20 protein-coding genes and 2 pseudogenes are annotated in these 24,342 nt (G+C 69.5%); 13 read left to right on the top strand and 9 right to left on the bottom strand.

Going from position 1 to position 24,342, the window contains the following annotated elements; genetic code table 11:
- On the bottom strand, positions 1-1,056 hold a 1,056-nt coding region (locus BM536_RS17760), incomplete at its 3' end, for a CaiB/BaiF CoA transferase family protein (RefSeq protein ID WP_094103180.1).
- 260 nt (positions 1,057-1,316) lie between these two features.
- Here BM536_RS17760 and BM536_RS17755 point away from each other — a divergent pair.
- The 4 genes from BM536_RS17755 (at position 1,317) to BM536_RS17740 (ending at position 5,254) form a co-directional block, all read left to right on the top strand.
- Positions 1,317-2,054: a TetR/AcrR family transcriptional regulator gene (locus BM536_RS17755; protein WP_073492641.1), complete on the top strand. Its 738-nt coding sequence runs from the start codon at positions 1,317-1,319 to the stop codon at positions 2,052-2,054.
- 135 nt (positions 2,055-2,189) lie between these two features.
- The gene (locus tag BM536_RS17750; RefSeq protein WP_094103179.1) at positions 2,190-2,693 is read left to right on the top strand and encodes a DUF4334 domain-containing protein; all 504 of its coding nucleotides are present in this window, start codon (positions 2,190-2,192) and stop codon (positions 2,691-2,693) included.
- Entirely contained in the window at positions 2,690-3,781 is a 1,092-nt protein-coding gene (locus tag BM536_RS17745; RefSeq protein WP_094103178.1) for an NAD(P)-dependent alcohol dehydrogenase, read from the top strand. The genes BM536_RS17750 and BM536_RS17745 overlap by 4 nt, the downstream gene beginning before the upstream one ends.
- 276 nt (positions 3,782-4,057) lie before the next feature.
- Positions 4,058-5,254 carry a TetR/AcrR family transcriptional regulator gene (locus BM536_RS17740; RefSeq protein WP_073492640.1) on the top strand — a complete coding sequence of 399 codons (1,197 nt, stop codon included), beginning with the start codon at positions 4,058-4,060 and terminating at the stop codon, positions 5,252-5,254.
- A gap of 124 nt (positions 5,255-5,378) precedes the next feature.
- On the opposite strand, the gene BM536_RS17735 is transcribed toward BM536_RS17740, so the two are convergent.
- On the bottom strand, positions 5,379-6,575 hold the full coding sequence (locus BM536_RS17735) for an oxygenase MpaB family protein (protein ID WP_073492639.1): 1,197 nt from the start codon (positions 6,573-6,575) through the stop codon (positions 5,379-5,381).
- 664 nt (positions 6,576-7,239) lie between these two features.
- On the opposite strand from BM536_RS17735, the gene BM536_RS17730 reads away from it, so the two are divergent.
- Both BM536_RS17730 and BM536_RS17725 read left to right on the top strand, forming a co-directional pair.
- Complete coding sequence (locus BM536_RS17730; RefSeq protein WP_425444649.1) at positions 7,240-7,824, top strand: VanZ family protein; 585 nt, start codon at positions 7,240-7,242, stop codon at positions 7,822-7,824.
- Between the two features lie 245 nt (positions 7,825-8,069).
- The gene (locus tag BM536_RS17725) at positions 8,070-8,240 is read left to right on the top strand and encodes a hypothetical protein (RefSeq protein WP_094103177.1); all 171 of its coding nucleotides are present in this window, start codon (positions 8,070-8,072) and stop codon (positions 8,238-8,240) included.
- A gap of 158 nt (positions 8,241-8,398) precedes the next feature.
- Here the strand turns inward: BM536_RS17725 and BM536_RS17720 are convergent, their stop codons facing one another.
- Together BM536_RS17720 and BM536_RS17715 are read right to left on the bottom strand one after the other, a co-directional pair.
- A complete protein-coding gene (locus BM536_RS17720) occupies positions 8,399-9,076 on the bottom strand; it encodes a response regulator (protein ID WP_073492638.1) in 678 nt (225 codons plus the stop codon).
- Positions 9,073-10,722: a sensor histidine kinase gene (locus BM536_RS17715; protein ID WP_073492637.1), complete on the bottom strand. Its 1,650-nt coding sequence runs from the start codon at positions 10,720-10,722 to the stop codon at positions 9,073-9,075. Before BM536_RS17715 ends, BM536_RS17720 begins: the two co-directional genes overlap by 4 nt.
- A gap of 145 nt (positions 10,723-10,867) precedes the next feature.
- Between BM536_RS17715 and BM536_RS17710 the strand changes: the two genes are divergently transcribed.
- From BM536_RS17710 to BM536_RS17700, 3 genes are read left to right on the top strand one after another with little or no spacing between them, the layout of a single operon-like run.
- Positions 10,868-11,830 (top strand): Bug family tripartite tricarboxylate transporter substrate binding protein, encoded by a 963-nt coding sequence (locus BM536_RS17710; RefSeq protein WP_425444652.1) that lies wholly within the window; start codon positions 10,868-10,870, stop codon positions 11,828-11,830.
- Complete coding sequence (locus BM536_RS17705) at positions 11,827-12,360, top strand: tripartite tricarboxylate transporter TctB family protein (protein WP_094103176.1); 534 nt, start codon at positions 11,827-11,829, stop codon at positions 12,358-12,360. The genes BM536_RS17710 and BM536_RS17705 overlap by 4 nt, the downstream gene beginning before the upstream one ends.
- The gene (locus tag BM536_RS17700; protein WP_073492632.1) at positions 12,360-13,868 is read left to right on the top strand and encodes a tripartite tricarboxylate transporter permease; all 1,509 of its coding nucleotides are present in this window, start codon (positions 12,360-12,362) and stop codon (positions 13,866-13,868) included. The genes BM536_RS17705 and BM536_RS17700 overlap by 1 nt, the downstream gene beginning before the upstream one ends.
- Before the next feature lie 496 nt (positions 13,869-14,364).
- Here the strand turns inward: BM536_RS17700 and BM536_RS17695 are convergent, their stop codons facing one another.
- On the bottom strand, positions 14,365-15,615 hold the full coding sequence (locus BM536_RS17695; RefSeq protein WP_073492630.1) for a HEAT repeat domain-containing protein: 1,251 nt from the start codon (positions 15,613-15,615) through the stop codon (positions 14,365-14,367).
- A 610-nt stretch (positions 15,616-16,225) separates the two neighbouring features.
- Between BM536_RS17695 and BM536_RS17690 the strand changes: the two genes are divergently transcribed.
- Positions 16,226-16,732: a polysaccharide biosynthesis/export family protein gene (locus tag BM536_RS17690; protein WP_073492629.1), complete on the top strand. Its 507-nt coding sequence runs from the start codon at positions 16,226-16,228 to the stop codon at positions 16,730-16,732.
- A 358-nt stretch (positions 16,733-17,090) separates the two neighbouring features.
- Here the strand turns inward: BM536_RS17690 and BM536_RS17685 are convergent, their stop codons facing one another.
- Positions 17,091-17,951, bottom strand: a complete 861-nt coding sequence (locus tag BM536_RS17685) for a nuclease (RefSeq protein WP_073492644.1) — start codon at positions 17,949-17,951, stop codon at positions 17,091-17,093.
- 773 nt (positions 17,952-18,724) lie between these two features.
- Here BM536_RS17685 and BM536_RS17680 point away from each other — a divergent pair.
- Both BM536_RS17680 and BM536_RS17675 read left to right on the top strand, forming a co-directional pair.
- Positions 18,725-19,933, top strand: coding sequence for a DUF2235 domain-containing protein (locus BM536_RS17680; protein ID WP_073492643.1), 1,209 nt, complete (start codon positions 18,725-18,727; stop codon positions 19,931-19,933).
- A gap of 331 nt (positions 19,934-20,264) precedes the next feature.
- Positions 20,265-20,777, top strand: a complete 513-nt coding sequence (locus BM536_RS17675) for a hypothetical protein (protein WP_073492627.1) — start codon at positions 20,265-20,267, stop codon at positions 20,775-20,777.
- 80 nt (positions 20,778-20,857) lie between these two features.
- Here BM536_RS17675 and BM536_RS43990 read toward each other — a convergent pair.
- The 3 genes and pseudogenes from BM536_RS43990 to BM536_RS42925 all read right to left on the bottom strand — a co-directional run.
- Positions 20,858-21,130, bottom strand: a pseudogene (locus BM536_RS43990) (M23 family metallopeptidase); the annotation flags it as partial.
- A gap of 111 nt (positions 21,131-21,241) precedes the next feature.
- Positions 21,242-21,484, bottom strand: a pseudogene (locus BM536_RS42930) (peptidoglycan-binding protein); the annotation flags it as partial.
- Positions 21,485-21,781: 297 nt separating this feature from the next.
- Entirely contained in the window at positions 21,782-21,988 is a 207-nt protein-coding gene (locus BM536_RS42925) for a peptidoglycan-binding protein (protein WP_245873611.1), read from the bottom strand.
- 1,303 nt (positions 21,989-23,291) lie between these two features.
- Between BM536_RS42925 and BM536_RS17660 the strand changes: the two genes are divergently transcribed.
- Entirely contained in the window at positions 23,292-24,335 is a 1,044-nt protein-coding gene (locus BM536_RS17660; RefSeq protein ID WP_073492625.1) for a hypothetical protein, read from the top strand.
- Positions 24,336-24,342 lie beyond the last annotated feature (7 nt).

The raw sequence follows: 24,342 nt of genomic DNA, 5'->3' as shown, positions 1-24,342 counted from the left end.
GTCCGAGAAGCGGGGGGGCGGGGGGCGGGGCTGGGTCACGCCGTACGCCTCGGTGTAGGTGCCGCGTCCGGTCAGGTGCCGGTGGCCGGCCGCCTCGCGCAGCGAGAGCACGGGTGCGACGCAGGCGTCGGTGCCTTCGAAGACGGCCGTCCACTCCTCGCGGGTGGCGCTCTTGAACCGGTTGCTGAACACGGCTCGCAGCTCGGGCCAGTTGCGCGGGTCGGCGCGGTCCGGGAGGTCCTCGGCACCCAGGCCCAGGATGCCCACGAAGACCGCGTAGAACTGCGGTTCCAGGGCGCCGACCGCCATCCAGCCGCCGTCGGCGGTCTCGTAGACGCCGTAGTGGGGACAGCCGCCGTCGAGAAGGTTGCGGCCACGGGCGTCCTGCCAGGTGCCCTCGGCGAGCATGCCCCAGAACATGGCGGTGAGGTGTGCGGTGCCGTCCACGATCGCGGCGTCCACCACCTGGCCGCGCCCGGTGGCGCGGGCGGTGAGCAGCGCGGCGAGGACGCCGGTGGTCAGGTAGAGGGAACCGCCGGCGTAGTCGCCGAGCAGGTTGACGGGGAAGACGGGTGGTCCGTCCGGCGGGCCGATCATGGACAGGGTGCCGGCGGTGGCGATGTAGCCGATGTCGTGTCCGGCCCAGGAGGCGAGGGGGCCCCGCTGGCCCCAGCCGGTCATCCGGCCGTACACCAGCGCGGGGTTGGCGGCCATGCACTGCTCGGGGCCGACCCCGAGCCGCTCGGCGACTCCGGGGCGGTATCCCTCCACCAGGATCTCGGCGCGCGCCGCCAACGCCCTCACCGTTTCCGGCCCTCGGGGTGACTTGAGGTCGACCAGGACGGAGCGCTTGTTGCGGTTGGTCACGTCGTGGGCGGGATCGCCGCCGAGCGGCCGGGGGCCGGGGCGGTCGACGCGCACCACGTCGGCGCCCAGGTCGGCGAGGAGCATCGCGGCGAACGGACCGGGACCGATCCCCGCCAGTTCGACCACGCGTACGCCGTCCAGCGGACCCGCCACATCGCGGCCGGGAGGGTCGGTGGAGTGCCGGCTCATGGATTCCCTTCTCGGTGCGAGGCGGACTCATCGCCTCCAATAGGAGACTTACTGAGCGTTCGCTAAGAACGTAGGAGCGCGGCGTCCGTCGGTCAACTCCCCCTGCAGCACCAGTTTTTGTAGGACTCTGTCGGGGAAGTGACACCACGACGCACGCCGAACGCCAGGTTTCCTGATCGATCGCTAAGCAGCCGCAAGGAGGTGTTTCGCGCTCACGGCCCTACGATGTCGTCGATCGCCGCCCGTCCCGAGGAGAGCCGTTGAACACCGAGCCGAGCCAGGACACCACGCCACCGGCGGAGCACTGGCGCTCCTATGGACGGCTCGACCTGCACCCGATCCTGATGCACGCCATGAACGCCTTCAACGAGCAGGGCTACCACGGCACTTCGGTCCGGGAGATCGCCGGCCGGGTCGGCGTCACCGTGCCCGCGCTGTACTACCACTACGAGAACAAGCAGGCTCTGCTGGCCACGCTGCTGGAGACGTCCATCAAGGACGTCCTGGACCGCTGCCGAGCCGCGGCCGGGGAGGCCGGGGACGATCCGCTGGCGCGGTTCTGTGGCATGGTCGAGTCGATCGTGCTCTACATGACCCACCGTCGGCAACTGGCCTTCCTGGACACCGAGATACGCAGCCTGGAGCCCCAGAACCGGGCGCGCTACGTCGCCCTGCGCGACTATCTGGAGCACATGCTGCTGAACACGGTCGAGGCGGGCCGCGCCCAGGGCGTCTTCACCACGCCGATCCCGGCCGACGCGGTGCGTTCGGTCCTCGTCATGTGTCAGGGGGTCGCCAACTGGTTCCGCGAGGACGGCCCGCTCACCGCCGAGGAGGTGGCCGAACGCCACGTACTGCTGAGCCTCTCCACCGTGGGCCACCCCGGCGCGGTCACCGGCGATCCTCCGTTCCCGTTCCCACGGCACTCCGCCCTCCGACCCCCCTCCCTCGCGCGGACCTCCGCCCCGAGGGATTCCGCTCCGCCCGCCTCCCGGTGACGCGGCGGGGCACCGCGCTCCCTCCGGGCTCCGCCGACCGGCGGCGGTCGGGGCGGTGTTTCCCGACGCACCCCGCGTCGACGACATCCCGACATCGCAACTCCGACGTGTCACCACCGACGAGAGGACACCCGCATGAACGTGCTCGAGGCCCGCGCCCGCTTCCAGGAGCTACGGGAGAAGGACGGCGTGGTCAGCCCTGCGGAACTCGACCAGATCTGGGCGGCGCTGGCCACCGTCCGCCCCGAGGACATACTCGGTGAGTGGAAGGGCGGCGAGTTCCGCACCGGCCACCCCCTCAACGGCATGCTGGCCAAGGCCAATTGGTACGGCAAGACGTTCACCTCCGTGCACGACGTCAAGCCGCTGATCTGCCGCGACGCCGCGGGCGAGCTGTACTCCAACCTCGAACTCGGCAAGGGCGAGGCCAGCCTGTGGACCGTCGAGTTCCGCGGCGAGGCCACGGCCACCATGGTCTATGACGGCCAGCCGGTCCTCGACCACTTCAAGCGGGTGGACGACACCACGCTGATGGGGATCATGAACGCCAAGGGGACCCCCGCGGAGGGCCCCTTCTACTACTTCTTCCTCGAGCGCGCTCTCCAGGCCCCGGGCCCATCGGCCGGACAGGGCTCGTGAGGCGCGTCCGCGCCGCGGTCACCGAGGCGCCGGGCGCCCCGTTCACCCTCCGGGACGCGGACATCGAGGACCCGCGGCCGTACGAGGTGCTGGTGCGGATGACCGCGGTCGGGATCTGTCACACCGACCTGACGATGCGGGACACCTGGCCCCGGCGGCTCACCCCGATGGTCTTCGGCCACGAGGGCGCCGGCCGGGTCGAGGCGGTGGGCGCGGAGGTGACCGGCATCGCGCCGGGGGACCATGTCTGTCTCACCTTCGCCAGTTGCGGCGCCTGCGAGCAGTGCGCGGCGGGCCACCCGGCCTACTGCCACTCCGCGCGGGCCCGGAACCTCTCGGGTGGACGCGACGACGGCACCACTCCGCTCTCTCTCGACGGCACACCGCTCCGCGCCGGCTTCTTCGGCCAGTCCAGCTTCGCCACGCACGCCGTCGTCCACGAACGCGGTGTGGTCAAGGTGGAATCCGACCTGCCGGCCACGGTCGTCGCGCCACTGGGCTGCGGCGGCCAGACGGGCGCGGGCACCGTGCTCAACCGGCTGCGCCCCGAACCGGGTTCCTCGCTGGTCGTCCTGGGGGCGGGCGGGGTCGGCCTGAGCGCGCTGATGGCCGCGGTGGCCGTGGGCTGCGATCCGGTGGTGGCCGTCGACCCGATCGCCTCCCGCCGTGCCCTGGCCACCGCGCTCGGCGCCGAGGCGGCCCTGGCCCCCGGGGACGGTCTGGTGGCCGCGCTGCGCGACCTCACCGGCGGTGGTGCGCACCACGTCGTCGAGACCACCGGCCGTCCGGAGATGGCCCGCCGGGCCGTCGGGGCGCTGCGCCCGCGCGGCGAACTCGCCCTCCTCGGCCTCGGCGGCGAGGTGACGTTCGAGGTGATGGGCCTGCTCGCCAAGGGCGTCCGCGTCCACGGGGTGATCGAGGGAGACTCCGACCCCGGCCGCTTCCTCCCCGAGCTGATCAGCCTGCACAGGCGAGGCCTCTTCCCGCTCGACCGGCTGGTCACCACGTTCCCGTTCGAGGACATCGACGCGGCCGTGGCCGCCATGGGGGACGGCAGCGTGGTCAAGCCTGTCCTCACCTTCACCTGACACCGGCCGCTCCGGCATGGGGAACGGCGGTGCCCGACGGCGTCTCCCCGCCGCGATACCGGCAGCCGCCCGCACAATGCCGCCTGCCGACAGCCGAGAGCCGAGAGCCGTCAGCCGTCAGCCGTCAGCCGCCCGCCGCCCGCCGTGCCGACAGTAGGCGCGAGCCGCACACGTCACGGGACAGGCAATCACCCGGGAAGTGATCCGGGAATCACGCCGTGTGCCGTCCGCTCCGAGGGAGGCCGGCCTCCTGACGGTGTGTGATTGACTGATCGCATGGCCTCCGCCTCCCCATCAGCGCGTTCGTCCGCGAGCGGCGATCCGACCACGGCCGCTCGGCCCCGCAACCGCAAGCAGCTCATCGTCGAGGCGGCCGGACGGGTCTTCAGCGAGCGCGGTTACCACACGGCTTCCATGGAGGAGGTCGCCGCCGGTGTGGGCATCTCCGCGGCCGCTCTGTACCGGCACTTCCCGAACAAGTACGCGCTGTTCGCCGAGTGCGCCGACGTCATGGTGGACGGACTGGTCGCCGCGCTCGACGAGGTGCCGTCCGGGGCGGCTCTGACGGAAGTGCTCACCGCCGTCACCCGGATCACCGTCGCCCACCGCGCGTCGGGCGGCGTGTACCGATGGGAGGCCCGGTACCTCAACCGCGAGGACCGCCGGCGTCTCGCGGCGAAGTTCGGTCGCCTCGTCGAGCGGGTCGACGAAGCGGTCCAGCGCGAGCACCCCATGCCTGACGAGCGCCTGCGGGCCACGGCGGCTCTCGGCGCGATCGGGTCCATCACCATGCATCGCACCTCCATAGCCCAACGCCGGGCCGAGGAGCTGCTGCTCGCCTCCGCCCTGGGCGTGGCCGCGAGTGATCCCGCGGCGGGCCGGCCGGGCGCGCACCCCGTCGAGCTGCCAACCCGGCCGGTGCCGCGCACGCGACGCGCGGAGATCCTCGCGGCCTCCATCCCGCTGTTCGCCCGGGACGGATTCGCCAGCGTCACGAACGGCCAGATCGCGGAGGCGGTGGGACTGACCCCGTCCGCGCTCTACCGCCATTACCCCGGCAAGATCGACATCCTGGCGGCGGCATGCCTCCAGGCGGCGGGCCTGCTGACCCAGGGCGTGGAGCGGAGTCTGCGCGAAGTGGCCGGCCCGCACGACGCCATCGTCGCGCTGGCAGCGACGTATGTGGCCTACAGCTTCGAATACACCGACCTCAACAGCGTGGCCGAGGCCGAGCTGGCCGGCCTGCCGGCCGGCCTGCGGCGGCCCGTGGTCCTCGCGCAGCGCGAACACATCGCCGTCTGGGAGCAGCAGTTGCGGCAGGCCCGTCCGGAGCTGGACCCGCGCCAGGCCCGGGTGCTGGTGCACGCGGGGTTCGGTGTGGTGGTCGAGGCGGGACGCAGACTGCGGTGGCAGGACGGTCCTGGCCACCGCGAGGCCGTGACCGCTCTGGTCCTGGGCGCTCTGGGTCTCTGAACGGCCCCGGCAACCCGGCGGCGACGAGGGGCCGCGCCGTGCGGCGGTCCCTGCGGGAGTCACCCCGGTGCCCGCCCCTCGGCCCGTCTGCCGCGGGGCGGGCGGGTGAACTCGGATCCAAGGCTCAGGCCGCCGCCCTGTTTCCGGTGGGGATCGTGATGGGGGTGGTGGTCCCGGAGGAACCCTTGTTGAGGAACAGCATGGCCAGGGCGCGCACGAACTGGTCGACCATGTAGAAGGTGCCGGGCATGACGGGCGACAGCCCTTCACGGAACAGGATGTACGCCGGCCATGCGGTGCGGACCAGGGCCGCCGCCGCGTAGTCGCGTTTCAGTCCCAGCCAGTCGCCGACCTCGTCGCTGAGGACGTAGCGCACGAACTCGTTCAGGAACCCGCGCGTGACGCCGAGGTCGATCTGTGCGGTCAGGCCGAGCAGTTCCTCGGCCAGTGCGATGCCCTCGGTCGACGGAGTGAGGATCGGGTCGAGCACCTGTGTCGCCTGCTTCTCGGCGGCAGCCCAGGTCTGGGGGATGTGCTCGTACGGCACACCGAGCAGGTGGATCGCGACCTGCCACGAGTGCAGGAACGCCTCCCGGTCCGCGGCCGGGAACGGGATCCTCCAGTCGAGCAGCTTGCGGTGGACGTACGTGCCCAGGCTGTGGAAGGTGACCAGGATGTCGGCGGCGCTGATCGGGACGGTCTCGTCGGCGACCGCCCGCCAGTGCGGCGACTGCGGCAGCAGATGACGCACCGCGGCGTGCACCACACGCGTCTTGTTGGCCGTGACGACGAACTGTCCCGTCGGCTTGAAGGCTCCCAGCTGGGACAGGTCGTAGCCGAACGAGAACGTCTTGGCCGCGCGGTCCTGCATGTCGGCGCCGCCCGCGGACCAGTAGACGCTCTTGGCCTCGCGCGGAATCACGGTGCTCATGATTCCGCCGCCGAGGCCGTACAGCATGAAGAGGTACAGGTCCCTGCGCCGGTTGAAGTCCGCGGCGCGGGCCAGCTTGACGGGGTCGGCCCAGGAGGGCAGCCGGTTGACCTGCCGCAGGTATGCGGCGAATTCGGCCGGCAGTCCGCTGGGCAGCGGGTCGTTGTTGTTGACCCACGACGCCCAGGCGGAGTTGATCGCCGGCACGTGGCCGTTGTCGAGCATCGAAACCATCAGGGGATCCGCCGCGTCGTCCCAGATCCACTGGGGACCGGTCCCTGTGGCGGCTCCGGTCACCGAGCCCGTCGACGCCCAGGCGGGGTTCGCCACGCCCACGAGGCCGAGTGCGACGCCGAGCGACAGAGCCTTTCGCCTGCTGAGGTTCTCCATTGACTTACCTGCTTCCCTGATGGGCCAGATGGATTCAGATGCCTGCGCAGACCTGCCAGTTGTGCGGCCAAGGCGTGACGCGCCTTGTCTCACCGATGTGATTTTCGATTAACATAGCGAGGTGTGTCGCCGTCGGCAATGGTCGTGACCGAGGGCTCGTCGCCGGTCTCGGTCCACACCCCACGACGTGCCGTCTTCGGCCTTGCCTGAGAGGGGCTCCAGCTGGGTGCGGAGGAGCGGGCCCTGCGGTGGCGCACGGCAGGATCCAGTACGGACGAGCACACCGCGGCCACCCCGGCAGCAGCGGCAGCGGCAGCAGCGGACCGCCACGGAGGCATCCACACCCTCACCGACCGCTCGCTCCGACGGGGCGCCCGCCACCCCACACCGTCTCGGCCGGAGAACGACCTCCACGACGTGGGCGAACCCCTCTGCCGCGAGAGGACTCGTACCACCCGGTACCAGCCGGGCGCTGCGCCGGCGATACCGACCGGGCATGACACACTCAGGGTTGCCCCGTCGGTAGCTGCTGTCCGCCAAGGTCGCGACGAGCCAACCTGTCCGGCACACGAAACGGACCCGGCGGGAGCGGCCGCGAAGTGCGCCGCTTCAACTCGGGTACTCAGAACGTCCAAGCAGAACCAATGGTGGCTGGGAGTTCGTAATGGCGCGGATGTTTTTGCGTGAGAAGACGGCGAGGACTCCAGGGGACCGGGTCCCCGGAGAACCTCCCCTGACCACGCTCGGCCGGGTGCTGGCCATGATGTTGGCCTTCGCCGGGGCGGTGGCCTTCGCGGTGGTGCTGGCCCGGCTGACCCTGGAACCCTCGGCGGCTTCCGTGCAGCTGACGCACAGCAACCTGCGCCCCGGTGACTCCATCCGCGCCTACCTCGCACAGCCCTTGTCCCGTGACACGGTCAAGCAGCTCGGCGGCAACATCGTGATGGGGATACCGTTCGGTGTGCTGCTGCCGGTACTGGTGCCCCGAACGCGAGGACTGCTCCGCGTAGCGGCGGCTACCGCTCTTGTGATGATCCTCGTCGAACTCGTCCAGGGCGCCCTCATCACCGGGCGCGCCTTCGACGTCGACGACGTTCTGCTCAACACCACGGGCGCACTGTTGGGTTACCTTCTGATCGGCCTCCGGCTGGGCCGCGCGGTGCACCCCCGACGCCGCCACTGGTGGCACCGGTTCACCAACCGCCGGACGACTTCCACGGACTCGGACACGGATACGGCCCCGGCATAGGCCCGTTCTCCCCGGGGCCGAGCCTCCGGCGAACCGGACACCCGGGCACCCGGGCACCCGGGGCGCCGTGCACCCCCGACCGGATCACTGAAGCCCGCTATCGGCACCCCGCAGTCCGACAGTCCGACGGTCCCGTCCAGGACAGGCACCGGACGACGGACAGCAGCAATTCCCTCTGACAGGCCGAGGCTTGCCGAAGGGATACGGGGGCATACGGGCCTCACCCTTTCGAGAGGAACCGCTCCATGCTTGGTATAGCCGCAGCAGTACTCTTCTTCATCGCGTTCCTGATCAACGCTGCCGAGATCTCGACGAACGATGTGTTCACTTCCTCGAACGTCATGCTGCTCGGCCTGATGCTCCTGGCCCTGCACGTCGCGGGGATCGGGAGTGGTTGGTCGGGCCGCAGACGCTGACAGTGGCGGAACACCGGGGGTGGGGCGAGGTTCACAACGGGGCCTTGTCCCACCCCCGGTGCCCGCCAACGGTGAACCGCTCCGCCCTGACGGAGGACCGATTTCCCTCGGGAAGTAGTTGACCGTCCACGCCCTCCCCCGCCCTCCCCGCCTGCTCCTCATCGGGCCTGCCAGTGGTAGCGGCGCTCGGGGCGGCCCGCCTGCCCGTAGCGCAGCGACACCTCCGCCTGGCCCGTGACACTGAGGTATTCGAGGTAGCGGCGCGCGCTGACGCGCGAGATGCCGACCTTCGTCGCGCACTCGGCCGCGGACAGCGTTCCGTCAGCCGCGCGCAGTGCGCGTCGGACCAGCTCCGCGGTCTCCACGCTCATGCCCTTCGGCAGAGCGGACGTCAGCGTCGATGCCGCCGCCCGCCCCAGCGCGCGGTCCACGTCGGCCTGCCCGCTGACCACGGCGGCGTGCAGATTGCCGCGCCGGGCGCTGTAGTGTTCCAGCCGGTCCCTGAGGTCGTCGGCGTCGAAGGGCTTCAGAAGGTAGTCGACCACGCCCTGGCGGACGGCGCCCCGGACCGCCTCTGCCTCGCGGGCGGCGCTGATCACCAGCACATCGCAGTCCTGGGCCACCATCCGCAGTCCGGGGATGACGTCCAGTCCGAATATGTCGGGCAGATAGAGGTCGAGCAGCACCAGGTCGGGTTGCAGCTCGGCGGCGGCGGCGAGCGCCTTCTCCCCGCAGTCCGCCGATCCGACCACGCGGAAGCCCTCGACACCGTCGACGAATCCGCGGTGGATCCGCGCCACCATGAAGTCGTCCTCGACAACCAGTACGTCGATCACCGGACTTCCTCCGTCTCACGATCGGTGCGCTGACCCACGGACATCCGGGCGGTGAACGTGGCGCCGGGCTGTGTGTGCGCCACCGACACCTCACCGCCTCTGCGCGTGCAGACCAGCCGGGTGAGCGCCAGGCCGATACCCCGATCGCCGCCCTGCGCGGCCTTTGTGGTGAAGCCGCGGGAGAACACCTCCTGCGCCAGCTCGGGCGCCACGCCCGGGCCCGAGTCACGCACCACGATCTCCACGCTCGATGTGTCCTGGCGCAGCTCGACCTCGACCCAGGCGTCGTCCGCGTGCTCCGGGGCCGCGGCGGCGTCGAGGGCGTTGTCGACGAGATTGCCGAGCACCGTCGCCACGTCCGCGGAGTCCGTCGGCTCCAGGCGGTCCAGGGCCGTGAGTTCCGAGATCCGCAGCTGGACCCTGCGCTCCGCCGCCAGCGCGGACTTGGCCATGAGCAGCGCGGCGACGGCCCGGTCGCGGACCCGGCTGGTGAGCGTCAGGTCGAGCGACTCACGGTGCTTTCGCAGGGCGCGGACATAACGTACGACCTCGTCGTGCTCGCCGATCTGGATGAGCCCGGAAATGGTGTGCAGCTGGTTGGAGAACTCGTGGGCCTGCGCGCGCAGCAGTTCGGTGCTGCTGCGGAACGAGCCCAGTTCGCGTTCGAGCTGGGCCAGCTCGGTACGGTCCCGCAGCGTCGTCACCGAACCGAGCCGACGGCCGTCCTTGGTGACGTCCATCCGGTTCATCACCAGCACCCGCCCCCGCCTCACCACCACCTCGTCACGCCGCTCGGCACCGTGCTCACCGCCGGTCCCGGCCAGGACGTCGTACAGCCTGCCCTCGATCCCCAGGTCGGCCAGGCTCATCCCGACGCAGCCCTCGGGAAGGTCGAGCAGTCTGTGACCGACCTCGTTGACCAGCGTGAGCCGTAGCTGCGGGTCGAGCGCGATCACGCCCTCGGCGATCCCGAACAGCATCGCCTCCCGGTGCTCGGCGAGGCCCGCGATCTCGCGTGGTTCGAGACCGAGGGTCTGGCGCTTGATCCGCCGGGCCAGCAGCCATGATCCGGCGACCCCGAGCACGCTGGCGATGCCGAGGTAGGCGAGCAGATACGACGAGGCGCCGCTGAGCCGCTGCCATACCGTCGGTGAGGCCCGTCCGATCATGACCGTACCGAGGTGCTCGCCGATGTGGTTCTCGTCGTCGCGGAGCACCGGGACCTGGGCGACCAGTTCACGGACCCCGTCCACCGGCAGCTCCCCCGACCAGCCGCGTGCCTTCGCGACGCCGGGCCCGTCCACCGGCAGCCGCGTCCCGACCAGGGTGGGATTGGTGGCGGCGACGATCTCGCCGTGTTCGTCGGCGACCGTGACGGAGGTGACGTTCGACTGGGTCAGCCTGGTCTGCAGCAGCGGCGCGAGGGTCTCGGCGGGCGCGGGACGGAGGAGCTGGGTGCGCAGCAGTGGGTTTCCGGCCATCTCCTCGGCGAGGGCGGTCACCCGGCGTCCCTCGACCCGGTCGAACGTCGCCTTCGACTGCGCCAGCGAGACCGCGGCGACCGCGGCGAGCACCAGCACCACGATGGCGAGCTGCAATACCAGCAGCTCACCGGCGAGTGTGTGGCGGCGTGACGTAACGACCACTATGAACTCAACCTTCAATGCCCACACAAGGCAGACGGGCTGTCCGCGGAACCGCACAATCATGGCGCCGGACTCGCCCGAGCGAAAGAGATGAGCCATGAGAACTCGCAGAGCCGCATTTCTCGGCGCTCTTGCCACCGTGTCGATGCTCGCCGTGAGCGCCTGCGGCGCCACCGCGCAGAAGGAGGAATCCGGGGGTGGAAGCGGGAGCGGCAAGCCCGTCACCGGTCTTCGGATGATGGTGCCGAACACCCCGGGCAGTGGGTACGACGTCACCGCCCGGACCGTCGCCCAGGTGATGCAGGATGCCGAGGTGGCGTCCGGGGTGCAGGTCTACAACCTGCCCGGGGCCGGCGGCACCGTGGGCCTGCAGCGCCTGGTGAACGAGAAGGGCAACGGCAAGCTCGCCATGCAGATGGGGCTGGGCGTCGTCGGAGCCGCGTACACCTCGAAGTCGGCGGCGACGCTCACCGACACCACGCCGATCGCCAAGCTGATCGAGGAGGCGGGCGCGATCGTGGTGTCGAAGGACTCCCCGTACAAGACGATCGACGATCTCGTCACCGCCTGGAAGAAGGACCCGAGGAAGGTGGCCGTGGGCGGCGGTTCGTCACCGGGCGGGCCGGACCATCTGCTTCCCATGCAGTTGGCGAAGGCCGTCGGCATCGAACCGAAGAAGGTCAACTACGTCGGATACGACGGCGGAGGCGAGCTGCTGCCCGCCGTCCTGGGCGACAAGGTCGCCTTCGGTGCCAGCGGATTCGGCGAGTTCCTCGACCAGATCGAGGCGGGGCAGCTGCGGGTGCTGGCGGTGACCAGCGCGGAGCCCATCGACGCCGTGCAGGACGCCCCCACGCTCAGGAGTTCCGGCATCGATCTGGTCTTCACCAACTGGCGCGGCATCGTCGCCCCTCCCGGGATCACCGACGAGCAGAAGAAGACCTGGATCGACTCCCTGACCGAGATGCACGACTCGGAGCAGTGGAAGTCGGAGCTGACCAAGCGCGGCTGGACCGACGCCTTCGTCACCGGCGACGAGTTCGGCTCCTTCCTGAAGGAGCAGGACAAGTCCGTCGCCCACCTGCTGACAGAGCTCGGACTGGCATGACCTCCCCGACCGACGAACGGAGCGTCGAGGACGCCCGTCCGCCGCAGGGCAAGGACCGCGCACAGTACGGTGTGTGCGCGTTCCTCGCCCTGCTGGGCACCGCGGTGCTCGTGGACGGGCTCGGGATCCCGCACGTCACCAGCAGCACCGACCCGGTGGGACCGCGCGCGGTCCCCTCGCTCCTGGGCGCACTGCTCCTGCTGGTCGCGGTGCTGTACGCGGTCGATGTGGCCCGGGGCGGTCACGGTGAACCGGAGGCCGGCGAGGACGTCGACCTGTCGCGGGGCATCGACTGGCGCACGGTGCTGCTGCTGATCGGCGCGTTCGTGGTGAACGCGGTGCTGATCGAACGGCTCGGCTGGGTTATCAGCGGCGCACTGCTGTTCTGGGGAACGGCCTTCGCCCTCGGGAACCGGCACCACGTACGCAATCTGCTGATCGCGGTGACGCTGTCCCTCACCACGTTCTACGCCTTCGCGATCGGGCTCGGTGTGAACCTCCCGGCCGGTGTGCTGCAAGGAATCCTGTGATGGACAACCTGAACAACCTCCTGCAGGGCTTCGAGGACGTCATAGCCCCGATGAACCTGCTGCTGGCGCTGATCGGCGTCCTGGTCGGCACCGCGGTGGGTGTGCTGCCGGGCATCGGCCCGGCGATGACCGTGGCCCTGCTGCTGCCCATCACCTACGGCATGGAACCGGTACAGGCGTTCATCATGTTCGCCGGCATCTTCTACGGCGGCATGTACGGCGGATCGACCACCTCCATCCTGCTGAACACCCCCGGCGAGTCTTCCTCGGTGGTGACGGCCATCGAGGGCAACAAGATGGCCAAGGCCGGCCGGGCGGCGCAGGCGCTCGCCACCGCCGCGATCGGTTCCTTCGTGGCGGGCACGATCGGCACCCTGCTGCTGGTGCTGGTCACCCCGATCGTGGTGGACTTCGCGATCGGCCTGGGCGCGCCGGACTACTTCGCCCTGATGCTGCTCTCCTTCATCGCGGTCACGTCCGTGCTGGGCGCCTCACGCATCCGCGGTCTGGTCTCGCTGCTGATGGGCCTGACGATCGGCCTGGTCGGCATCGACGCGGTGTCCGGACAGCAACGGCTCACGCTGGGCGTCCCTCAGCTGGCCGACGGCATCGACGTGGTCGTCGTCGCCGTCGCCGTCTTCGCCGTCGGCGAGGCGCTGTGGGTGGCCGCACACCTGCGGCGCAGGCCCGTCGAGGTCGTCCCGGTCGGCAGGCCGTGGATGGGGAGGAAGGACTGGAAGCGGTCCTGGAAGCCCTGGCTGAGGGGTACCGCGTTCGGCTTCCCGTTCGGTGCGCTTCCGGCCGGCGGCGCGGAGATCCCGACCTTCCTGTCGTACGCGACGGAGAAGCGGCTGACCAAGCACCCGGAGGAGTTCGGCAAGGGGGCGATCGAGGGTGTGGCCGGGCCCGAGGCGGCGAACAACGCCTCCGCGGCGGGCACACTGGTCCCGATGCTGGCCCTCGGGCTGCCGACGAACGCCACCGCGGCGGTCATGCTGGCGGCCTTCCAGTCGTACGGCATCCAGCCCGGTCCGCTGCTGTTCGAGCGGGAGGCCAGTCTGGTCTGGGTACTGATCGCCAGCCTGTTCGTCGGCAATCTCCTGCTGCTCCTGCTGAATCTGCCGCTGGCGCCGACCTGGGCGAGACTGCTGCGCATTCCGCGTCCCTATCTGTACGCGGGCATCCTGTTCTTCGCGTCGATGGGCGCCTACGCCGTCAACGCGCAGCCCCTGGACCTGTTCCTGCTGCTGATTCTGGGACTCCTCGGATTCGCGATGCGACGGTTCGGACTGCCGGTGCTGCCACTGATCCTCGGCGTCATCCTCGGCCCGCGTGCCGAACTGCAGGGACGGCGCTCCCTGCAACTGTCCGGCGGCGAACTGTCGGGACTGGTGGGCGGACCCGTGTCCTACGCGGTCTACACGGTGATCGTGCTGGTTCTCGTCTGGCCGCTGGTGCGGCGGTTCGTCGCACGTCCGCTGCGTGAGCGAGGTGTTCGAGAGCGCTGAGGATGCCCGGAGTTCCTGGTAGTGCCTGGGAGGGAAAGCAGACATGACGGTACTGGTCGGATACGTACCCTCGCACTCGGCCCGTCCTGGGGGGAATCCTCGCACTCGGCCGTCCTGGGGCGAACTCGCACGAACAGCAACGCATCGCCCTGAGGCTGGCGACGACCGGCCTCGGCGCGCTGCTGCCGGTCGGACTGGGGCCGGGTCATACGGCCGCCATGCTGCTGGGGACGCGCGGGCCTCCTCTCCCCCGTCGTCGGTGTCATGCGCTCACAGCGGCACCGTCCTGGGGTGTCCTGGTCCTCGCGCCCGCCGGTGGGGCGCTGGCTGCCACCGGGGGTCTGCTCCTGGTCGGGATGCCGGCCGTGTTCGGCTCCTCGCCGCAGGCCCCTCGCCACGCCCTGCACTCCCTGACGCCCTTGCCCGGTGTCCGACCGGCGAAGTACGCCTCCCGCGACGCAGGGGACTTCGACGCGAGCGTGGCCCCCTGATGGGGTCAGCGGCCGTCGCGGCGCCACTCGTAGCGCCACACCGCGTCAAGATGGTGCTCCTCGGCAAGGACGCCGGACTGCTGCGGGCCGAGTCGGCGGGCCGCTTCCACGCACCGCTCGTCGTCGTGCAGGGCCAGCCCCATCACGGCGGCGACCTGTACCTGACGGTCCTCGTCGCCCAGCAGCGCGGCCATCGCCTCGGCGAGTACGGGAGCGCGGTCCCTGCTCCGTCCGACCGTGAAGCAGGCCTCCCGGCGTACCGCCGTGTCCGCGTCCGTCATCAGCACCAGAAGCGCCTCACGAACACCGTCGGAAGAGCCGGGGAGTTCGCTCCAGGTGCCGAGTCCGGCTGCCACCGTGCGTCGTACCGCGCCGTCGGGGTGGCCGGCATGGGCCAGGAGAGCCTCGTCGGCGCGCGCATCGGCGTGCTCTCCGAGCGCGGTCAGCACCTCGGTGAGGACGGCGACGTCCGTCTCCTTCCTCGACCAGTCGGTGAAGATGTCCAGGGCAGGGTCGGCGAACGCATCCGCGTCACTGTCGTCGAAGAGATGGGTCAGTCTCAGCACCTCGGCACCGAACAACCTGTGCGACGGCCCGGGATGCGTACGCAGAGCCGCGGCAGCCGCCCAGGTGTCCTGGTCGCGTCGGTGCGCCAGCAGGATGGTGGCCCGGCCCCACGCGGTGTGGTCCTGGTGGTGGTGCAAGGCGCGTGCCATCAGCTCCTCGAACGAGGCGCGGATACCGAGCAGTTCCTCCAGGTCCGTGAGGATCGCCGCGTGTCCGTCCCGCACCGACGTCCCCCCGAGGGTGAGTTCGTCGACGTGGTAGTACTCGTCGTCCTGGACCCGGGTCCGGACGAGCGCTTCCTTTGAGCCCGTACGACGCCGCAGTTCGGCTCCGGCCCCCACCTCGTGCCGGTGGCGCGCGAGGTCCCGCATCTCCAGCAGCTCGGACGCGGGATACCTGCCCCGTATCCGGTGGTCCAGGAGCGCCTCGACCAGCGCGGGCGACCCCGATTCGACCGCCTCGCGCAGCGGCAACAGCTCGTCCGGCCCGCATTGGCCGGCATCCGCGCCGTACTGGAGGAGCAGCTGGGCGATATGCCCGGCGTACGTGCGAACAGCGAGACAGAACGCGGCCTCCCGCACACCGGGATCACTGTCCTCTTGCAGGAGGCTCTTCACCAGGGCGGTGTCCCCGACCCGAACCGCCGAGATCAGGGCGGACTCGCCGTCCGTCGCATTGCTCACACCCATGCCCACAACCCGCCCCGTCCCCCGTCGCGTTCTCCCCGCACAGTGTAGGTCTGTCGAAACGCCTCGGGACGATCCGGCCAGGTCGTGGGTGGTGTCCGACGGTCGTGGGTGGTGTCCGACGGTCGTGGGTGGTGTCCGACGCCGTCCCGGCATCGGTGACCATTCGGTCGGCGGCTGGACCGACCGGCGCCGTGGACACCTGCGGCCGGGAGAACCACGAGGCGGGTGAGCGCGGTCACGGCGGTTCGTCCTGCGTCGCCGCTGGACCCTCGCGGTGCTGCTGGCGTGCGTGAAGGCGGCGGACTCGGCGCTGTGGACACCGGGTTGCGGCCCCACAGACGCTGCGAGACCCTGAGAGAACAGCTGGATCGGGACGGCGTCGCCGACGATCCGCTCTTCGCTCGTCCTCCTCTCGCCCCGTGAAGGTACAGACCGTGGCGAGGCCGTGATCCCGGCCCGTGCGCCGCACACTGCGCCTGCGGAGGCGTCCCTCGGCTCCATCCCGCAGGTGGGCCGTCGACATGGACGAACTCGTCACGCGTTCCGCTCGCTGTGCCGGCCGGACCGACGGGAATCCCCAGCCAACCGACAAGCGCATCAAGGAGCTGTCATGTCGACCACTTCACTGGAACTGGGCGAGGTCGTCAACGTGGAGGTTCGCGAGGCCTCCGGCGCGGTGACACCGTTTTCGCACGAATACCCAGTCGACGCCTCCAGCCTGCTGCGCATCCCGTCGCTGAACATGATCGTCGCGGCAGGAAAGGCACTTCAACCGGATCTCCGCGACGAGATCCACGACAGGTTCGTCAGCGACGGAGTACTCTCCAGCCTCACCGTCAATGTCACGCCGAGTTCCACACTCGTGGACCTCGAGAACACCATTCAGCCAGGTGAGACGATCTTCGTCAGGCTGCTCAATACCGACGGCACCATCGACCCGAGTTCAGGGTCGTTCCCCGTCGACGGATCCGGATCCATACACATGCCCTTCCTCGGCGGCGTCCTCCTGAACAACAACCGCTTCTTCGAAGCAGAGCATCAGATCGAGCAAGGGCTCAGCGACGGCGGCTTCTTCGCCCAGCCACTCGTCAACGTGACACGTACGCAGCTCGCATGACCACTGCGGGACGTCGAGGAGCGTCGCTTCGCATGACCACGGCAAGACGTCGACGACAGTGGGCGACGCCGCACCTCGACGGAACTGTCTGAGCGGGCTGTTCCTTCCGAATCGCTCCACCGTCACCACGCCGACGGCGATCGCGGCGAAGGCCGTCGCGCGGCCACGCATCCCCTCGGCGCCCCGGTGCGGGGCGTGAGCCGGGCGTGGGGTCGACGCACGGCGATCCCTGCTGCTCGAACACGTTCCTTCCGTCTTCTCCCGATCGCTGAGGCCATGTGGTGACCGCGCGGGCGGGCTGGTCGGCCGAGCGGCGGGCCCACGCCTCGAACTCCCGACACCGTCGTCGTAGGCCGTGTCAGGCGTCTTCGAAGAGCAGGTCCTCGGGGGGACGCGTCATCCTGACGGTCTGGCCGTTCGTGGTCTCCACGACACGGTGGAGGCCGACGCACCGTTCGCCGGTGGACAGGATGGAGAAGCGGTCCCTGGCGCCGGCCAGAAAGGCCGGGAAACACGTCAGCGGCATGGTGAGCGCGAGGTAGTCCACCAGTCGACGGAACAGTTTCGGGAGCAGCACGACATCGTCCGTCAACGAGGCCAGGCCTGTGATCTTCGCCCCTGTGGTGGTGACATCGCTCGGCCACAGGCCCTCTCCCGCGTCCCGGGCCTTCTTGACCGCGGCGGCCATCTCCACCCGCAGGCCGGCGAAGAGACTGCGGTAGAACGTCGGGTACACCAAGCCCGCCGTGACCAGATGGTGGTTGACCGTCGTCCTCAGCACCGTGGGGTCGACGTCGATCTCCAGGCCGCTGGCCCCTGGGGCCGTTCCGCGGCCTGCCAGGGCGATGCAGCGGCCGTGGACGTCGGAGCCACGGGTGAGCACGAACCCGGGAACCGTGGCCGGGGTCGTGGCGGTCACGGTCTCGTCCGGACGGCGCTGGACCTCGGTGAAGCCCAGCCAGCTCAACAGTTCGTCGCGTGCGGCGTGGGCGAACTCCAGCGGTTGGTGGACGCGGTTGGCGCCGTAGTGCGTCTCGAGTGCGTCGACCGCGTCCAGCCGAAGTTTGGCGCGCCCCAGCACACTGTGCTCGACGGCGCGGCCCAGGCCGCCGCCGACCAGGCCCCACTCCGCGGGGTCCTCAGCCGTGAAGTGGACCGTGTCCCCGTCCGGTTGCGAGCCCCTGACGTCGTAGAAGCCCTTGATGAGCAGCATGGGCATGGCGACTCCTCCCGCGGATGCGAGGACGATGGTCTGCATGTGCCGCGGTCGAGGCCGCACCCGAACCGCGCGTTTCCCCCTACGTCAAATGGTGCGCTTCGACGAGTGGTTCCGCACCCGCTGCTGGGCCTGACCTGGCCTGGCCTGGCCCGGAGGTCACCAGGTGACGCCGGATCGGAAGCGCCTGCCGCCGGTCGAGGACGCGACCGCTCGTCTCCCGGCACCGTCCACGTCGTGGGCACCGGCGTTCCCTGACCGACTCGGCAGCGAGCTGGAAACGGTCCAGCGCGTCCTCGACCGGTGGCAACGGCAAGCGCGGTGTCAACCATGCGTGAGACGGATCCAGTTGTGGGTCGCCGACCCCGTGTGGCAGTCGGCTTCACTCACGGCCCGTTCCTCCTCGGACCGAGGCGTGACGGAGTGGTACACCGCGGTCATCGGTGACCCGCGGCTCTCCCTCACGGGGTTGACCCGTCCCGACGTCCTGGCTCCGTATGTGTGTCACGCGGACCGGAGTGAATCAAGAGAGTCGCATTCGGTCGACTGCAAGGCTTTCCAACTTTCCAACTACCCGGTCCAGTCGCACCGTCGACTCGTGCCGCACCCGCCGGCACCCGTCGGCACCCGTCGGGCGCGCCCTGTGATCACCGCCCGCGTCGCTTGCCCCACATGCGCGACGGGCGTGGGCGGCTCTCGTATGGCATGGCTCGCGGAGTGGTGGAACCATGGGTTGTGGTAGGGGCCGCTCCACGCTCATGCGAGGAGGGATGGTCATGGCCAAGCGTCTGGTCGTCTGCTGCGACGGCACGTGGAACTCCGCCGACCAACCGAGCAAGACCAACATCGCCAAGGTCGCCCTGTCCGTGCGCCCGGGGTCCGAAGCCGGGAAGGAGCAGCGCGTCTACTACCACCGCGGCGTGGGCACCCACCGGCGTGAGCGGCTGCGTGGGGGCGCGTTCGGGGTGGGACTCTCCCGGAACGTCCTCGACGCCTACGAGTTCCTCGTCGAGACGTACGAGCCCGACGACGAGCTGTTCCTGTTCGGCTTCAGCCGAGGCGCGTTCACGGCACGCAGCCTGGCGGGACTGCTGCGCCACTGCGGGATCCTGCGCCGGGATCACGTCGGCCGGATCCCCGAAGCCTGGGCCCTGTACCGCGATCGGATCGAGCGACCGACCGGCGCGACCGCGACGCTGTTCCGCCGCTCGTACGCACGCGAGACGCGGATCCACTTCATCGGCGTGTGGGACACGGTCGGCGCCCTGGGAATCCCGGCTCCGGGCGCCACCTGGCTGCAGCCGTCCGTGCACCGTTTCAACCGCCGCTGGGCGTTTCACGACACCGAGCTGAGCAGTTGGGTCGGGGCGGCCTTCCACGCACTGGCCATCGACGAACAGCGCTCCGCGTTCCAACCGGCCTTGTGGCACCAGCAGCCCGGCGCCGCCGAGCAGGGCCAGGAGCTGAAGCAGGTGTGGTTCGCCGGGGTGCACTGCGATGTCGGCGGCGGATACAAGGAGGCGGGACTGTCCGACGTCACCCTGCTGTGGATGGTCGACCAGGCCCGCAGATACGGACTGGCGTTCGGTGCTGATGTGCTCAGCACGGTCGGGCCGCAGGTGATGAAGCCGGAGCGGAGTATCGACTTCCGTGTACGGGCGGACGGCGCGGGCGCGGTGCACACCTCGCGGACGGGCATGTACCGACTCTCCAGCCCCCTGCACCGGCCGCTCGGCCAGGCGGTGAACGCCGACGGCGAGCCCGACGGCAACGAGTTCCTCGCGGTGCCCGCCAAGGAGCGCTACGACCGCGACTCGGAGTACCGGCCGCCGGAACTGGAGCGGTATCTGGGCGGACAGGAGTCGGTCCGGTTGGAGCCCGTGCTGCTGCCGGGCATCGCCGCGGGCCTGCCACCCATGCCTTCCGCGCCGCCCGGCCCGGAGTCGACGACTCGGGCGCCGGGCGGAGTCGGCCGCGCCACGTGACACCGGGGCCCGGAGTCGGCGACGCGGACGCCAGGCGAACACGACCACACCAGGCGACACCGGGGCCCGGGCCCGACGACGCGGACACCAGACGAACACGACCACACCACATGACACCGGGGCCCGGACCCGACGACGCGGACACCAGACGAACACGGCCACACCACATGACACCGGGGCCGGGCAGTCCCTCACGGCTGTCTCCGCGCTCGCGGCCGGCCGCCTGGTCAACTGACTCGTCGGATTCACCGCCCGAGTCCGGCGACGCCGCGGGTGACCGTGGATCACGCGGACGAGTACGCCTTGCCGGCCAGGACGACGGCCGCTCGCGGTGTGCCTGGGCTTCTCCCCGCAGTTCGACCCGGAGGGCAACCGCTGGTTCTGCGACCTGGAGGTGGACACCGGGGACGCCTGCCTGCCCTTCGCCCGTTTCGCTCTGGTCCGTTACCAGCCGGATTCCATCAGTGGGGCCGAGATCTCCGCAGTCGTCCGCACCGACCTGCTGCGGATCCTGCCCGACCGGGAACTGCGGGTGAAGCTCGACGACCCGCCGACGGTCAGTGTCACCGGCCCTTCGTACGACCCGACCGCCTCCACGCCGCCTCGCGTCACGGCGGTCGTGCAGCGCCGACGGGAGGGTGTCGCCGACGACGACCTCGCCTGGGTGACACTCGAGGACACCGGTGTCGAGCTGACCTCGATCGACGCGGACTCCTCCCCGACGACGAACACGACCATCGTGACCGGCAGCGTCCCGACCGCGACGACCGTCATGACGGTCGTCGCGAGGGGTCGTCATGACGACCGACATGACGGCCGACGTCACGGCCCTCATCACCGTTAGCGGCACCGGTCCGCCGTCGGCCCCATGACACATCCGCAACTGGGGGCGCCGCGGCTCCTCCGACGGCTACCAGGTCGGTGTCACGTCTGATCCGAATCTGCACCGGCCGGGCGCTTCTCGAAGTGGAGATGAGGGCCGGTGGAGTTTCCGGTGGAGCCGACTTCCCCGATCTTCTGGCCGGCCCTGACAGGCCCCGCTTTCACGGTCTGTTCGGAGAGGTGGCAGTACCAGAAGTCGAACCCGTCGGCACGCAGCACGAGGAAGTCGCCGAAACTGCGGTCGTGTCCGTTGCGGACGATGGAACCGCTGCGCACCGCGACACATGGTGTGCCGTTCCGGGCGGCGTAGTCCGCACCGGTGTGGTAGCCCAGGCTCCAGTGCGGACCTTCCACCCGGTGCGCGGTCGTGACGCGGTGTCCCGGTACGGCGGATGCGACGCGGCCACCGGGATCAGGTGACGGTATCGGGACGCGGAGCCGGTCCCAGGAGGTCTTTCCCGGTATGCCATTGGCTTCGGCCCCCTCGAATCCCAACTTGCGTTGCCAGACGGCGTACGACTGCCGGTCGGCGTCCGTCCACTCGGGACCCGGACCCGTGCGGTACTTGCCGCACCCTTCCGTCACCAGGCGTTTGCCCATCGAGGCGATCAGAGAACTGCGTTGTCCCGCGTGGAAGAATGTCGCTCCTGGGAACGGCGCCAGAGCAGGCATGGTCCTTCTCCTTTCAGCAAGGAGTCGGATCACGATGCGGATCGGCCTGTTGAACGCGCGAGATGTCACCGTACGGACGCGAGGTGTAGTTGATCACTGCCACGACGTTCGCAACTGCGCGCAGTCGCACGCGCAGTTGACCTCTGCACCGCCCGACTCGACCTGACCACGGTCGTCCTACTTCCACCATGCGACCGATGCGAGTCGCCCGCAAACCCGGAAATCTCCTGGTCAGGGGTTCCTGACGATCAGCTCGACAGGGTCCTTGAAGCTCCGGGGCCCTGCTCGGAGGCCTCAGACATCGGGGACCTCGAGCCTGTCCCGGCTGAACGGGCCGGGAACGCCGTCGGCGGCACTTCCCACGAAACCCGGCTTCTGCTGCCAGGCGGTGTACGACCTCACTTCGCCCGCTCCCCACGCGTCGAGACGGGCGCCGGACGTGTAGCGGTCGCAGCCCTCGGCGACGAGCCGACCGTGCATCGCCTCGATGACGGGCGACATGCGTCCCGCCTGGAAGAACGTCACACCAGGGTGCGGCTCGATCCGGTGCTCAGCTAGGGGCGGTCCGGTCGGCTGCAACTCGAACGCCGGCCAGGAACCGGGGTCGACGTGGCCGTTCTCCGGGACGTGGGCATGGGCTTACCACCCGCCCTGCGCCCTCCACTTGTCGGCCGGACACATACTGCGGGACAAGGACGTCGGGCGGCCCATGGGCCAGACGTCCGGTACGTCCCAGGAGCCGATCCATGCGTGGAGATCGCCCCAGCCCTTGCCGGGAGTGTCGACCAGCCTCGCGAACCCCTCGCCGTTCACGCAGCAGTTGCGGGAAGAACAAGGACTCGATCTTGATGACGACTTTGCCGGCCCGGTGGGTACGCGTACCAACCGCCACGTCGAACAGGGCTTTGCTGCGGGACGTGGCGGGGAAGAACTGGGCGAACGCTCCCGTGAAGGGATCCCAGAGGATGTGCGGAGCCCAGTCCTTGCCGTTGCCGGTGAAGAAGCTCCTGAGATCGGCGAACGGGACGAGATCCGCGGGGGCTTGTGCGGTGGCCTCCCGGTCCGCCGTCATGTGCGCGATCGCCTTTGCCGGGTACTCGTGGTCACACGGCGCAGGGTCCCCGACATCCGCCTTGAGGGCTTGGGGCCTCCACGAACTGGGCAGGCTGAGATCCTTCCCTCTTCGCAGACCAGATGATCGTGGGGTGATGCGGCCCCGGAGCTGACCGGCAGTCACCCGGCGCGCTGAGCGACCGAGGGCCGGTCGCACTGCAGCCCGGCGTTCCCGTTGCGGGATGCACCGGACGGGTGAAGAGTGGATTCATATCGACTCTGTGTTCTTCAAGCTCGATTTTCTGGAACCATCATGGCCAGAATTTCCCGGCGACACATCCTTCGCGCGGCCAACGCATCCATTCTGGCCGCAGCACTCGCGATGCCGACAGGTCTGACGATCGCCGCAGCAGATTCCGAGCGTCTGAGCGGGGGGCATGTCGGAGTACCGGCCCGGACCACGGCCCCTCCGCCGTCTCCCCCTTCCCCGCCGATCGATCCGACGGAGCCCACGACGTCACCCACCTCGCCACCGGACTCCGCACCGTCATCCGAACCGAGCGATCCGCCTGATCCCAGGACGTCTGACACCTCTGAGCCGTCGGACCCCGGGTCGGACACCGGGTCGGACACCGGCGACACGCACGGACAGACGCCCGAAGTCCCGCCGGAGCAGAAGGCAGAAATCGACAAGGCGACAGCAGCCCTGAACAGGGAGAAGGAACGAGTCCCCGAAGAACTCGTTTCGACCGTGGAGGAACTGATCACCATCGTCGGCACGGTCGAGGATCCGAGGACTTCGCCGCAGGACAGGCAGGGAGTCGTCGAGACCGCGGAGAGTCTGTCCACCGCGCTCGCAGCCATCAGTGCCCCTGCAACACCTTCCGGGCTACGGAAAGAGCTGACCACGATCGTGAGGCAGGGAACTTCGACGCTTGAGGCGGTCAACGGTCCCGAGACACCGACCGAAGAGCGGTCCATGCTCATCCTGGTGGTCAAGCGGACCACATCCACCCTGGAAATGGTCTGCGATCCCCGAACACCACAGGACGTACGGGCCCAGATGATCGCAATAGTTCAGGATACGACCTATGCCGCGGAGAGGAGCCAGGACGGGGCAGACGCCGGCTCTGTGGATGCAAGCCGGAACGCACCTGAAAGTGAGAGCCCGAAGCAGTTCACCCGGAACAATCTGGTGCCGGCCAGTTCCTCTCCGGACATCATGCAGGACCGAAGGACCCCGCCGAAGGAACGAGAACAGCTCGGGCACATCACGCGGCAGGTCAGTGCGCTGCTGAAGAAGATCAGTGACCCCCGGACATCGCAGGACGAGCGGTCCGAAGCCAGAAAGGAGCTGGATGACAAATCCGCCCGCATGAAGGACCAGCAGCAGCAATCCGTCTCCGCTCAGGAACGCCCGCAGGAGTCGCTCGGCAAGGCCGCCGCCTTCTGCACCAGCGCCATATTCGAGTCCACCCCCGAGTCCACCCTCGTGCGGAGACTGAACAGTCTGGTCCCCCCGCAGTGGAAGAACGAAGGCGTCAAGGACTTCTGGAAGGCGGAGGACATGAGCAACGACATGCTCAAGGTCCACGCCCAATTGCGTAACAATGAGCAGAGCCGCGGCCCGTTCGAAATCGTGCGGCTCATCACCGAACTCGCCGAGCTGGTACCGCATGACAGGCTGTTCGGGGATCTGAGCGGCGCCGCCTTCGCCTGCGAGCAGACGGCCAAGTACCTTGACGAGGAGTTCGGGGTGACAGCGGGCACCTGGCTCACGAGGGCCGGCGACTGATCGGCCA

The organism is Streptomyces phaeoluteigriseus, from assembly GCF_001896135.2.
In the GTDB taxonomy this organism is placed as follows: domain Bacteria; phylum Actinomycetota; class Actinomycetes; order Streptomycetales; family Streptomycetaceae; genus Streptomyces; species Streptomyces phaeoluteigriseus.
The sequence above is the reverse complement of the archived record's forward strand: the minus strand, read 5'-3'. Positions and strand labels throughout refer to the sequence as shown.

Bases quoted from the DNA above. Each gene is read 5' to 3' on its own strand.
- BM536_RS17680 (WP_073492643.1), top strand. From the start codon at position 18,725: ATGGCCAAGCGTCTGGTCGTCTGCTGCGACGGCACGTGGAACTCCGCC.
- BM536_RS17705 (WP_094103176.1), top strand. From the start codon at position 11,827: ATGACCTCCCCGACCGACGAACGGAGCGTCGAGGACGCCCGTCCGCCG.
- BM536_RS17690 (WP_073492629.1), top strand. From the start codon at position 16,226: ATGTCGACCACTTCACTGGAACTGGGCGAGGTCGTCAACGTGGAGGTT.
- BM536_RS17725 (WP_094103177.1), top strand. From the start codon at position 8,070: ATGCTTGGTATAGCCGCAGCAGTACTCTTCTTCATCGCGTTCCTGATC.
- BM536_RS17735 (WP_073492639.1), bottom strand. From the start codon at position 6,575: ATGGAGAACCTCAGCAGGCGAAAGGCTCTGTCGCTCGGCGTCGCACTC.
- BM536_RS17685 (WP_073492644.1), bottom strand. From the start codon at position 17,951: ATGCCCATGCTGCTCATCAAGGGCTTCTACGACGTCAGGGGCTCGCAA.
- BM536_RS17730 (WP_425444649.1), top strand. From the start codon at position 7,240: ATGGCGCGGATGTTTTTGCGTGAGAAGACGGCGAGGACTCCAGGGGAC.
- BM536_RS17695 (WP_073492630.1), bottom strand. From the start codon at position 15,615: ATGGGTGTGAGCAATGCGACGGACGGCGAGTCCGCCCTGATCTCGGCG.
- BM536_RS17750 (WP_094103179.1), top strand. From the start codon at position 2,190: ATGAACGTGCTCGAGGCCCGCGCCCGCTTCCAGGAGCTACGGGAGAAG.
- BM536_RS17700 (WP_073492632.1), top strand. From the start codon at position 12,360: ATGGACAACCTGAACAACCTCCTGCAGGGCTTCGAGGACGTCATAGCC.
- BM536_RS17740 (WP_073492640.1), top strand. From the start codon at position 4,058: ATGGCCTCCGCCTCCCCATCAGCGCGTTCGTCCGCGAGCGGCGATCCG.
- BM536_RS17710 (WP_425444652.1), top strand. From the start codon at position 10,868: ATGCTCGCCGTGAGCGCCTGCGGCGCCACCGCGCAGAAGGAGGAATCC.
- BM536_RS42925 (WP_245873611.1), bottom strand. From the start codon at position 21,988: ATGTCGCCCGTCATCGAGGCGATGCACGGTCGGCTCGTCGCCGAGGGC.